The sequence below is a fragment of the Sorangium sp. So ce185 genome (assembly GCF_051526825.1).
Classification (GTDB): Bacteria; Myxococcota_A; Polyangia; order Polyangiales; family Polyangiaceae; genus Sorangium; species Sorangium cellulosum_D.
On sequence record NZ_CP150316.1, the window covers coordinates 793,109 to 805,824 of the forward strand.

The 12,716-nt window shown below is 73.4% G+C and carries 10 protein-coding genes and 2 tRNA genes; 4 read left to right on the plus strand and 8 right to left on the minus strand.

Features of this window, described 5'->3' with window-relative positions:
* Window positions 1-48: 48 nt before the first annotated feature.
* The 6 genes from WMF26_RS03055 to WMF26_RS03080 form a co-directional block, all read right to left on the minus strand.
* Complete coding sequence (locus WMF26_RS03055) at window positions 49-657, minus strand: precorrin-2 dehydrogenase/sirohydrochlorin ferrochelatase family protein (RefSeq protein ID WP_437999086.1); 609 nt, start codon at window positions 655-657, stop codon at window positions 49-51.
* Between the two features lie 85 nt (window positions 658-742).
* Window positions 743-1,534, minus strand: a complete 792-nt coding sequence (locus WMF26_RS03060; RefSeq protein WP_061621578.1) for a hypothetical protein — start codon at window positions 1,532-1,534, stop codon at window positions 743-745.
* The gene (locus tag WMF26_RS03065; RefSeq protein ID WP_437999087.1) at window positions 1,531-3,147 is read right to left on the minus strand and encodes a BamA/TamA family outer membrane protein; all 1,617 of its coding nucleotides are present in this window, start codon (window positions 3,145-3,147) and stop codon (window positions 1,531-1,533) included. Before WMF26_RS03065 ends, WMF26_RS03060 begins: the two co-directional genes overlap by 4 nt.
* A gap of 81 nt (window positions 3,148-3,228) precedes the next feature.
* Window positions 3,229-4,131, minus strand: a complete 903-nt coding sequence (locus tag WMF26_RS03070) for a hypothetical protein (RefSeq protein WP_437999088.1) — start codon at window positions 4,129-4,131, stop codon at window positions 3,229-3,231.
* Between the two features lie 158 nt (window positions 4,132-4,289).
* Window positions 4,290-4,979, minus strand: a complete 690-nt coding sequence (hisIE, locus tag WMF26_RS03075) for a bifunctional phosphoribosyl-AMP cyclohydrolase/phosphoribosyl-ATP diphosphatase HisIE (RefSeq protein WP_061628545.1) — start codon at window positions 4,977-4,979, stop codon at window positions 4,290-4,292.
* Window positions 4,980-4,982: 3 nt separating this feature from the next.
* Window positions 4,983-6,467 (minus strand): prolipoprotein diacylglyceryl transferase, encoded by a 1,485-nt coding sequence (locus tag WMF26_RS03080; RefSeq protein WP_437999089.1) that lies wholly within the window; start codon window positions 6,465-6,467, stop codon window positions 4,983-4,985.
* A 213-nt stretch (window positions 6,468-6,680) separates the two neighbouring features.
* Between WMF26_RS03080 and WMF26_RS03085 the strand changes: the two genes are divergently transcribed.
* Together WMF26_RS03085 and WMF26_RS03090 are read left to right on the plus strand one after the other, a co-directional pair.
* A complete protein-coding gene (locus tag WMF26_RS03085; RefSeq protein ID WP_437999090.1) occupies window positions 6,681-7,436 on the plus strand; it encodes a hypothetical protein in 756 nt (251 codons plus the stop codon).
* Window positions 7,437-7,441: 5 nt separating this feature from the next.
* Window positions 7,442-9,019, plus strand: coding sequence for an MXAN_5187 C-terminal domain-containing protein (locus WMF26_RS03090; RefSeq protein ID WP_437999091.1), 1,578 nt, complete (start codon window positions 7,442-7,444; stop codon window positions 9,017-9,019).
* Between the two features lie 208 nt (window positions 9,020-9,227).
* Here the strand turns inward: WMF26_RS03090 and WMF26_RS03095 are convergent, their stop codons facing one another.
* Together WMF26_RS03095 and WMF26_RS03100 are read right to left on the minus strand one after the other, a co-directional pair.
* Complete coding sequence (locus WMF26_RS03095; RefSeq protein WP_187345854.1) at window positions 9,228-9,380, minus strand: hypothetical protein; 153 nt, start codon at window positions 9,378-9,380, stop codon at window positions 9,228-9,230.
* A 391-nt stretch (window positions 9,381-9,771) separates the two neighbouring features.
* The gene (locus WMF26_RS03100) at window positions 9,772-11,571 is read right to left on the minus strand and encodes a serine/threonine-protein kinase (RefSeq protein WP_437335734.1); all 1,800 of its coding nucleotides are present in this window, start codon (window positions 11,569-11,571) and stop codon (window positions 9,772-9,774) included.
* Window positions 11,572-12,443: 872 nt separating this feature from the next.
* Between WMF26_RS03100 and WMF26_RS03105 the strand changes: the two genes are divergently transcribed.
* Window positions 12,444-12,516, plus strand: a tRNA-Thr gene (locus tag WMF26_RS03105).
* An 81-nt stretch (window positions 12,517-12,597) separates the two neighbouring features.
* Window positions 12,598-12,679: transfer RNA gene (locus WMF26_RS03110), tRNA-Tyr, on the plus strand.
* Window positions 12,680-12,716 lie beyond the last annotated feature (37 nt).

Genomic DNA, 12,716 nt, shown 5'->3' on the forward strand with positions numbered 1-12,716 from the left:
CCCCCTCGTTCGCGGCGCCCCCCGCTCTGCCTGCGGCATCTCCGGACATCAAGGCTCGTCGCCTCGCTCCAGCCACGCAGGGAACCGCAGCTTCGCCTCCAGGCCGAAGCCCGAGGTGGCCTTCCGCATGCGCGCGGCCCGTTCGGCGCCCCGCGGGAGGCTCTCGCGGAGCCGCCGCAGCGCCTCGATGTAGCGCGTGAACCGGGGATCCGAGAAGAGCGCGCCGAGATCCTCCCGGATGCGCCGTATCGTCCCCGGGCTGACGCCGTGGCTGCTGAAGCTCATGGTCAGTCCGGAGGCGGAGACCACCGAAGGGTTGACGAAGTTCGACACCTCCGGGCGATCCAGCGTGCAGACGAGTCGCCCGGCGTCCGCGAGCTCGCGATGGAGTCGCCGCGAGAGCGCGTCGTCGCCCGGCGCGAGGAACACGATCGCCGCGCCGGCGAGGTCGCCGTCCGCGAACGGCCGCCGGTGCAGCTCGAGCCGCCCTTCCTGGCCGGCGCGTTCGATCGACGCGTCGACCTGCCCCGGCGCCACGACGGAGACGCGGGCGCCCGCCGAGAGGAGCCGCTCCACGGTGTAGGGGACCTCGCCGTCGGCGCCGATGACGAGGGCCCGCCGGCCGTTGAGGTCGAGCGCGATGGGGAAGAGGCGCATGGGGTGGAGTAGACACGAACCGGGGGCGGCCGCGCAGCGATTGTCGAGCGCCGGACGCCGCGGCGGCGGGCGAGCTCGCCGCGCCTCAGCGGCTCGGGGGGCTCTGGGGCGGCGGGGGCGGGCTCGGCGGCGGAGCCGGCGGGAGGAAGGCCTGCGTGCGGAACGCGAGCCTCCGGTCGGCGTTGCCGATGCGCGTCACGAACAGGCCGACGAAGGAGCCGAACAGCGAGTCGCCGGGCCCGATCGCGGTGGAGCCGGGCGGGCGCGTGACCCACCGCTTGATGCGATCGAGCATCTCGGCGCTCATGGGGTTCACCTCGACGAGCACGGCCACGAAATAGCGGTTGCCGTCGCGGACGAGCGACCGCTCCACGAGCGGCAGCCTCCGGGCCTCGGCGCAGTTGCGGAGCACGCCCTCCACGTTGACCGCGACCGTGCTCGACTGACCTCCGGCCTGGATCAGCTGGATCCGGAACACCTCGTCCCAGAGGTCGTAGACGATCCGGCAGCTCTTGGCGGCGAGCGCGACCGGGTTGCCCCCGCTCTCGTGGAAGAGATAGCCGCGCATCGTGATGACGGTCGGCAGCCCGCTGAGCAGCTTCTTCGAGATCTCGCCGTCGACCACGTCGCGGAAGCCGACGGTGAGCTGCACGATCGTCTTATCGAGCGAGAGGCTCGCCACGCGCGTGGGCAGCGCGGCCGGCGTGCCGAGCGCCTGCTGCGCGTCCGCGTCGTCGATCTCCTTCGTCTCCTGCCGGTCGCCCGCGCCGCCGGGCCGCTCCTGGGCCGCCGCCCGACCCGCGCCCAGGGAGAGCGCGGCGAGCAGCGCGATCGAGCGCCAGCGCGCCGCGCCGCGGCCTGCGCCCGGGCAGGTCATTTCCGCTCACCGCGCCGCGCCGGGATCAGCCCGAGCAGGTTCGAGAAGGCGAGCGTCACGCCGCCGACCGCCGTGTCGACCCGCAGACCGAGGTTGTACGTGATGTCCACGGGCACGCGGGCGAGGCCCTCGTACCCGGTCGGCGGGTCGGTGAACTCGCGGCGGGTCGCGAGCCCGTACAGGCCTGCGGCGCCGAAGAAGTCGACGCCGTAGATCGAGCCGCGGCCGGCGTAGACCGGGATCCGGTACTCCGCCTCGAGCTTCGCGGCGAAGTCCCCGTACCGGACCTCGATGATGTCCGTGCTGAGGAAGTTCGGCGGCTGCCTGCGATCGGGGGCGAGGTCGAGCAGCCGATCCGGCAGGAGGTCGGTGAGGTCGCCCACGTAGAATTTCTCGAAGAAGGGGGCGTCCCCGGCGACGGCGCCGGCGAACGCCTCGACGCGGAGCACGTGCCGCATCGGGAGGCGGAACCAGCGTTGCGCGGCGAACTCGAACTTCTGGTAGCCGTAGTCGCTGCCGAACGGCGGGACGCCCACCGTGACCGCGACGGAGGCGAGCGTGCCCTGCGTCGTCAGGAACGGCGCGTCGCGCGTGTCGTAGTCGATCGCGGCGCGCAGCGACGAGAGCACCGTCCTGCCGCCCAGGATGTCGAAATCGATGGGCTCGCGGCGGTCTCCGCGCATGTGCGAGGCGACCGTGGGCACCGTCGCGTCGATCTGCTCGAGGTGGTAGTCGAGCGACAGCTGCAAGGAGGAGGAGACGTCGTGGCCCGTGCCGAGCGTCGCGCCGAACCGCTTGTAGGCGACGACCGCGTAGCCCGTGACCTCCCGCTGCTCGAGCAGCGGGGACTCGAACGAGACGTCCCGGTTACCAAAGAAGTCGCGCGCGTCGTTGTAGAGCACCGTCACCGCGGCCGACCAGCGGGTCCCGACGAACGCGGGATCGACGAAGCGGGTCCTCAGGGCGAGCTGGTCCGCCGCGAGGCCGACGCCGGCGCCGAGCGTGATCCCGGTCCCCGCGAGGTTGGTCTCGGCGGCCTGCACGCCGGTGAACGCGGAGAGCGGCCGCGCGTTGCCCGCCGTGTCCTCGTCGGCCGCGATGCCGAGCCAGAGGTCCTGCACGACGAACGTGTTGCGCTCGACAACGTCGATCACGAGCGTCGCGCTCCCGCGCTCGGCCCCTTTGCGGAGCGACAGCCCGACCGAGGCGAAGAACCCGGTCCCGAGGAGGCGGTAGCGCGTGAGCTCGATCTCCGGATCCTCGACGTCGAGCACGCCGCCCGCGCGAAACCTGACGTAGCGGAGGATCACGCGCGCGGCGGTCCGCACGTTGCCCCGGATCTCGATGCCGTCGAGGGTGTACCGGACCCGGTGCCGCTCCTGCGGCGTCGCGCCGGCGGACAGCCCTGCCGCGCGGTGGCGCGCCGCGCGAGGCGCCGGCTCGGGCGCCGCGGGCCGCGCGCCGGCGGCCGCCTCCGCGCCCTGGCCGAGCGCAGGGCCCGAGCGCGACGCCACGAGCAGCGCGCTACAGAGCGCGAGGAGCGCGCGGCGGAGCACAGGGGGCAGGGGGATGGCCGGGGAGCGTGACGTGCCCCGGAATCGAGGAGGGTTCACAGGAGCGCTGCGACACCGCCGGAGCCAGCTGCGACGTCAGCGACGCACCCTTCGACGACGCATCGCTCAGCGGGGCACCGTTCAACGGCGCACCATAGCACGGCCTCCTGCTCCGCCGGCGGGATCGGCCGCGTCGAGCTCGGCGAGCGACGCGGCGTCCGCGGCGTCGTCGCCGGGAGGGGCCTCCGGCGACGGCGCCCCGCGGCGGCTCCGCGCCGCGGCGGGCGCGCGCTGCTGCCGCCGCGGCTCGCGCGAGATCGGGGCGGCCTCGGTGCGCTCCGCCAGCGTGAGCAGATCCAGCCGGGCCGGCGTCGGCTCGATCAGGTGATCGGCCGCGGAGCGCAGCAGCGACCGGACCTCGTCCCGGACGCTGGCGTCGCGCGTCCAGCGCGCGCCGGCGCTCGCGGCGATGGCGCGGGCCAGGAGGAGCTCCGCGCGGCCGCGCACGTCCGCGGGGATCCAGTCGGCGATGAGCGGATCGGCGAGCATGGAGAGCGTCCTGCGCAGCGCGGCGACGCGGCGAGGGCCGAACCGCTCCGGCGCGCGCGCCGCCTGGCGCGCGAGGCGCAATGCGCTGCGGAGCGCGCGCCTCGCCGCCCTGCCGACCACGGCGCCGCGCACGGTGAGCCGCTCGCGCGGCGCATCGAGGGCGCGCAGCACCGCGGCCAGCGAGAGACCTCCCGCGATCACGAGCGCCACCGTCGCGGCGGTCGCACCGACGCCGCTCAACCTGAAGCCGCCGGTCGCCGCGACGAAGGCGCAGGCGGCCACCAGCGAGAGCCCCAGCGAGCCCAGCGCGCCTGCCGCGTGCGACCGCCAGCGGAAGGAGCCGCCCTCGCCCTGGATCAGCCGCGCGTAGCCGTCCGGCGCGATGAGCCTCCCGCCGCTCGGGATGAGGCCCACCATCGCTCGCCGCGCCGCGCGCCCGAGGCCGACCTCCAGCGGGCCGAGCTCGACGCCGGGCGGCTCACGGAACGGGCTCACGCCTCCAGGATAGCCCATCCCTCGCCGACGCGGAGGGCGCGCCGCGGCGCAGCGGCGACGGCGGATTGCGCCCGCTTGTCACGGTCTATACGCTCGGCGCGCGAAGAGCATCGCCGCCTGCAGCCTCGCCGCCGCCGCCGCCCTGAGGCGGCGGCCCGTCACGGCGCTCCCGCCCGGTCCTTCTGCGCCCGCTGCGCCTTCTCGACGAGGCCGCTCGTGCCCATGCGCGCCGCGAGCGCGGCGAGGACCGCGCGCAGCGGGACGCCGCGCGACGCGACGCCGACCAGCAGGTGGTAGATGACGTCTGCCGCCTCCGACGCGACGCGATCGTCGCTCTCCCCGGCGATCGCCTGCGCGAGCTCGCCGGCCTCCTCGCGCAGCTTCGCGCCGATGAGCGGCGCGCCGCCGTCGAGCAGCTTGCGGGTGTAGCTCTTCGTCGCCGACGACGCCTTGCGCGCCTCGATCTCCCGCTCGATCGACTCGAGCACCGCGGACGCGTCCTGCCCCTCGTCGGCGGCCTCCGGCTCTTCGTCGCCGCGGGCCTCGACCTGCCGGAAGAAGCAGCTCGCGCTGCCCGTGTGGCACGTCGGGCCGCGCGGCTCCGCGAGCACGAGGAGCGCATCCCCGTCGCAATCGGCGTGAATGCTCGTGACCGCGAGCGTGTTGCCGCTCGTCGCCCCCTTCTCCCAGAGCTCGCCGCGCGATCGGCTGAAGAAGGTGGCGCGCCCCGTCTCCAGCGTCCGGGCGAGCGACTCGCGCGTCATGTACGCGAGCATCCGGACCTGTCCAGTCAGCCGATCCTGCACGACGGCCGGAATGAGCTTGCCCTCTCCGAATGCGATCTTCACAGCCTATGCCTCTCCGGTGGTGTCGGGCGCCTCGGCAGCGGCGCCGCGTTCGCGGGCCGTCGCCCGGCCTCCGTCCTTCGCGCTGCCGCGCTTTCCCCGCGACGGATCGTCGCCGGCCTTCGCCTTCGCGCCGCGCTTCTCGCTCGGCGCGCCCTCCTCGTCGTCTCCGTCGCCCGGCGCGTCCTCCTCGTCCTCGTCTTCATCGTCGTCTTCGCCCTCGTCGTCGGCGGCCGGCTGGCTCTGCGGGAGGTTGAGCGCCATCGCCTGCTCCGGGTGGTCGAGGGCGGCCTTGTAGTAGATCGCGAACGCGATCGACGCGGCGAGCCCGGTCGCCAGCGCGACCGCCTGGGAGGTCGAGTACTGGAGCGCCGTGGACGCGCCGAACGTCTCGGGCTTGAGGGCGAGGTACAGGGCGACCGCGGGGACGAAGGCGAGCGCCTGCGTCACCTTGCGCGCCACGTCGTTGCGGACGACGCGGGAGAACCCGATCGCGTACCCCACGGCGAAGACGAGCAGGCCGGCGGGGAGCAGCACGTGCTCCGGGAGCGTCGGCGGGATCGAGCCGCGCTCCGCGTCGTCCCGCAGGAGCTCGAGCAGGTAGCGGCAGACGCCGTAGGAGAACGTGAAGAGCAGGAAGATCTCGCCGCGGAACCTCTGCCGTCGTCGCGCGAGGAGCAGGAGCGCGAGCAGCCCCGCGCCGACGAGGGACTCGTAGATCTGCGTCGGGTGCACGGCGAGCGACGCCTCGGAGGTCGGATCCAGCCCGCGCTCCTTGACGTGCTGCACCCACGCCGGGGACCCGCTGCCGTGGTCCAGCGTGCCCTCGGCCCAGTGGGGGAAGGTGCCGAGCTTCTTCAGCCAGGCGGGCGCCGTCTCGCTGAGCGGCCGGCCGAAGTCGCAGCCGAAGAGGTAGCAGCCGATGCGCGTGATCATGAGGCCCGAGGCGAGGCTCGGGACGGCGACGTCGGCCCAGGGGAGCAGCGGGAGCCGGTGGGACCGCAGGAACAGGTACGAGCCCAGGAAGCCGCCCAGGAACCCGCCGTACGCCACGAGCCCGCCGCGGCGGATGTCGAACATCGCGCCGAACGAGTCGAACTCGTCGAGGTTCGTGAGGATGTAGAGCACGCGCGAGCCGAGGACCGCGGCGAGCGCGGTGACGACGTAGCAGTTCGCCATCGTCTCCTTCGGCAGGCCGTCGCGCTCCGCGAGCCCGAGCGTCAGGTACCAGCCGACGACGAGCGAGAGGCCGAGCATGACCCCGTAGCTGTAGATGGGGATCGGACCCAGCGTGTAGGTCTGCTCCTTGAACTGGGACGCGAGCACGGCGAGCACGACGCCCGCGACGCCCGCCGCAGCGGCGCCTGGCTTGTTCTTGCCGATGAGCAGCCCGATCGCGCCCGCGAAGGCGATGCCCGCAGCGATCAGGAAGACCCAGAGCAGGGGCACGGTCCAGACGGGCAGCGGGACGCGGAACAGGATGGGATGCATGGCGCCTCTCCTTACGCCCGGGATTGGAGCCCATCAAGCGCCGTCTCTCGGGTATGACGCGGCGAGCCAAGGCGCTTTCCGTTGCTGGTCCGGCCGCGTCGGGCGCTCGCCATGCGCCCGGGCTGGCAGCGCGGCGGAGGCTCGACTCCCTTCCGGCGATGGCGTCCGCCAGCGGCCTCGAAGTCCGCGCGCACCGCTGCTAGCATCGATTCCGTGCTCTCTGGCCGTGCCACCGTCAGCGTGTTCGCCGTGCCTTCGCTGCTCGTGAGCGCGTCGTGCGTGCCCGAGGGGCCGGCCACCGGCGACACGAGCGCGCGGCCAGCCGGGACGGTCGCGGCCTCGGCCTCCGCGTCGGCCGCCGCGGGCGGCGTTCAGGGAGCGCAGCGCGCGGGGGTGTTCGAGGACGATTTCGATCGGGCGGCGCTCGGCCCCGACTGGAACGCCCTCAGCCCCAAGTGGAAGATCGAGGAGGGGCGGCTGTGCGTCCGCGGCGCGAGGAACCGCGGCGCGTGGTTGAGACGGCCGCTGCCCGAGAACGCCCGGATCGAGTTCGACGCCATCGCCGAGGCCCCCGACGGCGATCTCAAGGTGGAGCTCTGGGGCGATGGACGGAGCGGAGCGACGGCGGCGAGCTACACGAACGCGACGAGCTACCTCGTGATCCTCGGCGGATGGAAGAACACGAAGCACGTGCTCGCCCGGCTCGACGAGCACGGCGCAGATCGCCTCGAGATCGACGTGGATCCGGACAGCGACGACGAGCGCGCGCGCCCGGTCGCGCCGGGGCAGCCGTACCGCTTCCGGATCGAGCGCCGCGACGGCAGGACGCTCTCCTGGTCGGTCGACGGCGTCGACTACTTGGAGCTCAGCGATCCCGCGCCGCTCGCCGGCCCTGGGCACGAGCACCTAGGCTTCAACGACTGGGATGCGCCAGTCTGCTTCGACAACCTGCGCATCACGCCCCTCTAGCCGCGATGGAATCGAGCGAGGTCGAACGGGAGCTTGAGGAGCTGGAGACGCGCATCGAGCGGCTGCGCGCGCTGTACGAGCAGTACTTCATGGGGATCGAGCGGCTCGAGCCGCTCATCCCGCGCAAGGACGTGGAGCGCCGCATCTGGGTGATGCGGCGGGAGCAGATCAGGAACACCGGGCTCCGGTTCAAGTTCCAGATGCTGTTCCAGCGCTACAACACGTTCCAGCAGTACTGGGGCCGGATCGCGCGCGAGATCGAGAACGGGACGTACCGTCGCGACGTCATCCGCGCAGCGAAGCGGGTCGGAACGAAGGAGGCGCTCACGATCGTCGGCCGGAAGCGGGCGGAGCGCTACGCGGAGCTCGCCGAGCAGCAGGCGGCGCGCGAGACAGCCCGCCGCGACGACACCGGCGACCACGAGGAGATCGACGTCGACGACGAGGCGGTCACGCTGGCGCCCCCGCCGCTGCCCGCCGCGGCGCCGTCGCGCAAGCAGCCGCCGGTCGAGCTGGCCGCCGAGGAGGCCTCGCCGCGCGAGCCCGCCGCGCCGCCGGAGGCCGCGGCGCCCGCCGGCCCGCAGGTGCGCCCCGCCCTGGTGCCGCCCGCCACGCCGCAGGCGGCGGCGGCCGTGAAGCCGGCCCCGCTGGGCGGCTTGCCCCGGGGGCTCGGCCTGACCAGGCCCCAGCAGAAGCCGCCGGAGATCAAGCCGGCCGAGGCGAAGCCGGCCGAAGCAAAGCCGACCGAGGCAGCTCCAGCGGGGGTGAGGACCTCCGCGCGCCCTGCCGCCGACCGGGCCCCGGCCGCGGGGGGTACCGCCAACCGCCAGCGGCTGGCCGAGCTCGCGGCGGAGATGCGCGCTCAGCGCGCGCAGAGCGCCAAGACCGGCGACGCGGCGGCGGCCGCGGCCGGGTCTCCCGGGGCCCTGACGGACGTCGCGCCCGAGCCGCCGCCTGCTCCGCCGAAGCGACCGCCGCCTCCGCTCCCCGTCCGATCTCCGCCGAGCGCCGCGGTCGCGCCGGCAGCCGCAGCGCCGCCGGCCGCATCGGCTCCGGGCGCCGCGAAGGCGCCGGCCGCCGCAGCGCCGCCAGCCGCAGCGCCGGCGGCCACCGCGGCGGCGGCTGGCGAGGCAAAGGGCGCTGGAGCGAGGCGGCAGGACCGCGTGCACTCGGAGCGACCGCCGCCGAGCCGGCGCCGCCGCTCCACCGCGCCGCCCGCGGCGGACACGGGTACGGCGAGCGGCGGAACGCGGCACGCGGCGCCGCGCGCCTCCTCGCGCCCGCCGGAAGCCGCGCGCGCCGGCCTGGACGCCGCGACGCGCCCTCGGCCCGGGCCTCCCCCGCAGCGGTCGGTCGCGCGCGACGACGAGCTCCCGGAGCAACGGCTGCGCCAGATCTACGCGAAGTACGTCGAGACCAAGCGCGCCGCGCGGGAGTCGACGGCCGGCGTCACCTACGAACGCCTCGCCGAGAGCCTCCGCGCGCAGGCGGCGAAGCTGCGCGCGACGAACCCGGCCAAGTCGGTGGACTACGACGTCGTCGTCAAGGACGGCAAGACGCTGCTGAAGCCGATCCTGAAGTAGCCGGTCGCCGTCGCCCAGCCGGGCTCCGCCGGCGCGGGTCCAGGCGGCCCCGGGGGCGCGGGCCGCCAAGACCGGGCGCTGGCGCGCGCGAAATGCCACCGCGGCGGCCCCTCGACCTTGAGCGCGCCGGGCCGTGCCCGGCGCGCCGTGTCGCTCCGGAAGCGCTCGCTACATCAGGTGGCGGGGTGGATGAGGTGGTTGTGACCGATCAGTGGTGCGCGACGCGGCGCCACAGCTGCGGCAGTCGCTGGACCTGCGCCGGAACCCCGGCCTCCTCCTCGACGAAGAGGATCGCACAGGCCGTACGGTCGGCTTCGCGCATCCGCGCGCATAAGTCGGCCAGGTCGTCGTCGGCGTCCACGACGTCGGCCTCGGCCGGCTGACAGCCGCCCGTAACGTATCGGACGTTGTCAAGGGCGATCCATCGCCCAGCAAACTCTTCGGATCGACATATGTCGCGCCAGGTCATTCGAGGCGCGGCCAAACGAATCTTACTGCCCATTTCCCGTGAGCGACCTTCTCCCCCATGTTCCAAAGTCAAGCGCCGACCTACCAAGCCAGGTCATGGCGTTCACTGAACTTTCAGAACCCGTCGAGGCAGGATCTAGCATCGGTCAAAATCGCGCGTCAAGGCAAGCCTGGAACAGACCGGGCCCGCCCGGCGTTGAGCCCGATCGTCCACAGCCGTCGCAACCGCGCTGCTCCGTCCGCCTCGTCGCGTTCGTCACGTTGGCCACGTCCGCGCGGCATGGTCACTGACACTTCGCCGGCAGCTGGGACATCGCCTCGCCGGCCCCGATACGCGCGGCGGCCATGGCGTGGGACTTGGCCGCGCACCCCTTGGAGGCGACGGCTCGCTTGGCGCTCGCGCTGATCGCGGCCCTCGCCTCGGCCTTCCTGGGGCCGTCGCAGGCCGCGAAGCGCTTCACCGCGAGATCCGTGTTGCCGCCGTTCGCCAGGTTGATCGCGGCCCTGCACTCCTGCTCGGCCTTCTCGTTGCCGGGGGGTGGGGCCTTGGGCCCGGCGGTCGGGGTCGGCGTGGTCTTCGCGGGGTCGGCGGGCGTCTTGACCTGACCCGCCTGCTCGGGCGGGGGCTCCGGGGTGGAGGGCTCGCTCGTCGGCGGGGGCACGGTCGGGTCCGACGCGACGGAGACGGGCGGCGCGACGGACGACGCGCCCGAGGGCAGGGGGATCGCGGTCGACGTGCTCTCCTCGGTCGCGCCCCCGCTGCCCCCCTTCGTCATCATGACGACGCCCACGACGCCGAGCACAGCGACGGCCGCGACCGCGGCGAGGATCGGGGCTGTCTTGTTTTTCTGCACCGGCGGCGGCGGCGGCGCGGGGAAGACCTGACCGCTGCCCGTGTTCACGGGCGGGTGGGCCGCCACGGCGCCCCCGGGCATCGCCGCCTGGTCCATGACGGTGGCGGCGTGGTGGGGGACGACGGTCTTGCCCGGTCCCGTGGGCGGCCCCGCGACGAACAGCGGCTCGCCGATCTGCGTCTGACCTGAGCGCGACGGCATCAGCGCCGTCCCGCTGGTCGGGGCCTCGAGCCCGACCTGGGTGCGGGGCGGCGTCCCGAGCACCGAGAGGCGGGGCCCGGCGCCGATGGTGAGCTCCTCGTAGAACTCCCGCGCCGACTGCTGGCGCTCCTCGCGGTTCTTGCTGAGGGCCCTCATGACGGCCGCCTTCATCTTCGGCGGGGCCGCGGCGCCCATCGGCACGGCCTCGAACGGGAACGGCTGCGCCGTCATGTGCTGCGTCGCCCACGCCCACGGGGTGTCGGCCTCGAACGGCAGGCGCCCGGTGAGCATCTCGTAGGTCAGCACGCCGAGCGAGTAGATGTCGCTCCGCGCGTCGAGCTCCTTGCCCGTGAACTGCTCGGGGCTCATGTACGGCGGCGTCCCGAGCACCGTCCCCTGCTGCGTCAGCTTCTGCTCGGCCTTGGCGCTGCGCTCGTCGCGCTTCGCGATGCCGAAGTCGAGGACCTTGACGTAGTCCTCTTCGCCGGCGCGCCTGGTCAGGAAGATGTTGGCGGGCTTCAGGTCGCGGTGGACGATCCCCTTCTCGTGGGCCTCCTGGAGCGACCCGCACACCTGCGCGAGGATGCGATCGACCCGCTCGGGCGCGAGCGCGCCGCCTCGCTCGAGCGCCGTCTCCAGCGACTGCCCGGTGAGCAGCTCCATCGCGATGTAGAGCTCCCCGGTGTTCGTCTGCCCGAAGTCGTAGACCTTGATCGTGTTCGGGTGCTCGAGCTCGCTGACCGTGCCGCACTCCCGCATGAACCGCGCGACCACCTGCGGGTCCTTCGCGTGCTGCGAGAGGAGCGTCTTGATGGCGACCTTCCGCACCGAGGTCCCCATCGGCTGCTCGCCGTTGTAGACGCGGCCCATCCCGCCCTCGCCGAGCACCCCGACGATCCGGAACCGGCCCCCCACGATCGTGCCGATGAGCGGGTCTGCCTCCACCGGCGCGACAGGGAGGAGCGCGCCGCACGTGGCGCAGAAGCGCGCCCCATCGATGTTTGGCTGATGGCAAGCGGGACAGTCCATGCGATCGAACCTCTACCCCCGAAGCGTGATGAACCGCGACGACGCTCGGCGCTGCTCCGCTGCGCGCCCGAGCGAACGTGCGCCGGGCAGGATCGCAGCAGCCGCGCGCCGAGCGCAAGGGAGCTCTTGCTCGCCCGAGGCGCGGCCACGGCGAGTCTCCCGTCGCTTCCCGTGACTTCGCTCGCCTCCCGTGGCTCCCCGCGAGCGCGCGCGTCGCGATGGCGTCGTGCTGCGGGGGGCGCCGCGCGTCGCGACGGCGTCGTGGTGCGGGGCGCGCCGCCGTCGTGCGGAGCGCGTCGCGACGCCGTCGTGCTGCGGAGCGTCCCGTGCGACGAACGGCGCGATGCGGGCTCGCCGCCGTGCCTGCGCGGCGCCATCGTGCGGCGTGGGCCCGCCGCCGTGCCCCGGCGGACGGTGCGGCTCGAGCCCGCGCCGCGCCGCTTCGCGCGCTGGGCGCGACGTCCGCCTTGAAAACGGTCGTCACTCGAGCGAGATCGGCGCTGCCGGACGAGGCGGGAGCTCCTGCCCGCCGCAGCTCGACGGCGCGCTCGACCCGCGCTTTCGCAGCCGATTCCAGCGAAACGGACGAAAACGGGACGAAAACGATGCACACCGCTTGACACGTCTCTTGCAGGGGGCTAAGAGCCTCCTCCCTTCGCGGGACTCGTCTACCTTCGGAGCGACGTGAGCAGCACCAGCCGCTTCACCTCGCTGCGGTCCAGGCCGGCTCGGGATGCCCCGAGCCGCGCAGGCAGACGGTCCAGCAGGGCCGGGAGTTGATTGCTCGTATAGAAGTGATCGATCTTGGGACATGTCGCTAGGTCAGCACGCACGCCTCCCGGAGCCCCGGGGGCGAGCAGCGGGTCGATGTCGCTGGCGTAGCTCAATCGGTAGAGCACCTGCCTTGTAAGCAGGGGGTTAGGGGTTCAAGTCCCCTCGCCAGCTCCGATGCAAGGCAGCAGGTCGACGGTTCGGGAGGCCACGGGACGGACGAACACGGTACGGTAGAGAAAAGATAGAAAATCTGGAGGGTTGCCCGAGCGGCCAAAGGGAGCAGACTGTAAATCTGCCGGCAATGCCTACGATGGTTCGAATCCATCACCCTCCACCGGAGCGGTCGTTCGCTCCGACAGCGGTCCGACCAA

What these genes read in the sequence shown, in the direction of transcription:
- WMF26_RS03055 (WP_437999086.1), bottom strand. Translation starts at nt 657, where the DNA reads ATGCGCCTCTTCCCCATCGCGCTCGACCTCAACGGCCGGCGGGCCCTC.
- WMF26_RS03060 (WP_061621578.1), bottom strand. Translation starts at nt 1,534, where the DNA reads ATGACCTGCCCGGGCGCAGGCCGCGGCGCGGCGCGCTGGCGCTCGATC.
- WMF26_RS03080 (WP_437999089.1), bottom strand. Translation starts at nt 6,467, where the DNA reads ATGCATCCCATCCTGTTCCGCGTCCCGCTGCCCGTCTGGACCGTGCCC.
- WMF26_RS03090 (WP_437999091.1), top strand. Translation starts at nt 7,442, where the DNA reads ATGGAATCGAGCGAGGTCGAACGGGAGCTTGAGGAGCTGGAGACGCGC.
- WMF26_RS03100 (WP_437335734.1), bottom strand. Translation starts at nt 11,571, where the DNA reads ATGGACTGTCCCGCTTGCCATCAGCCAAACATCGATGGGGCGCGCTTC.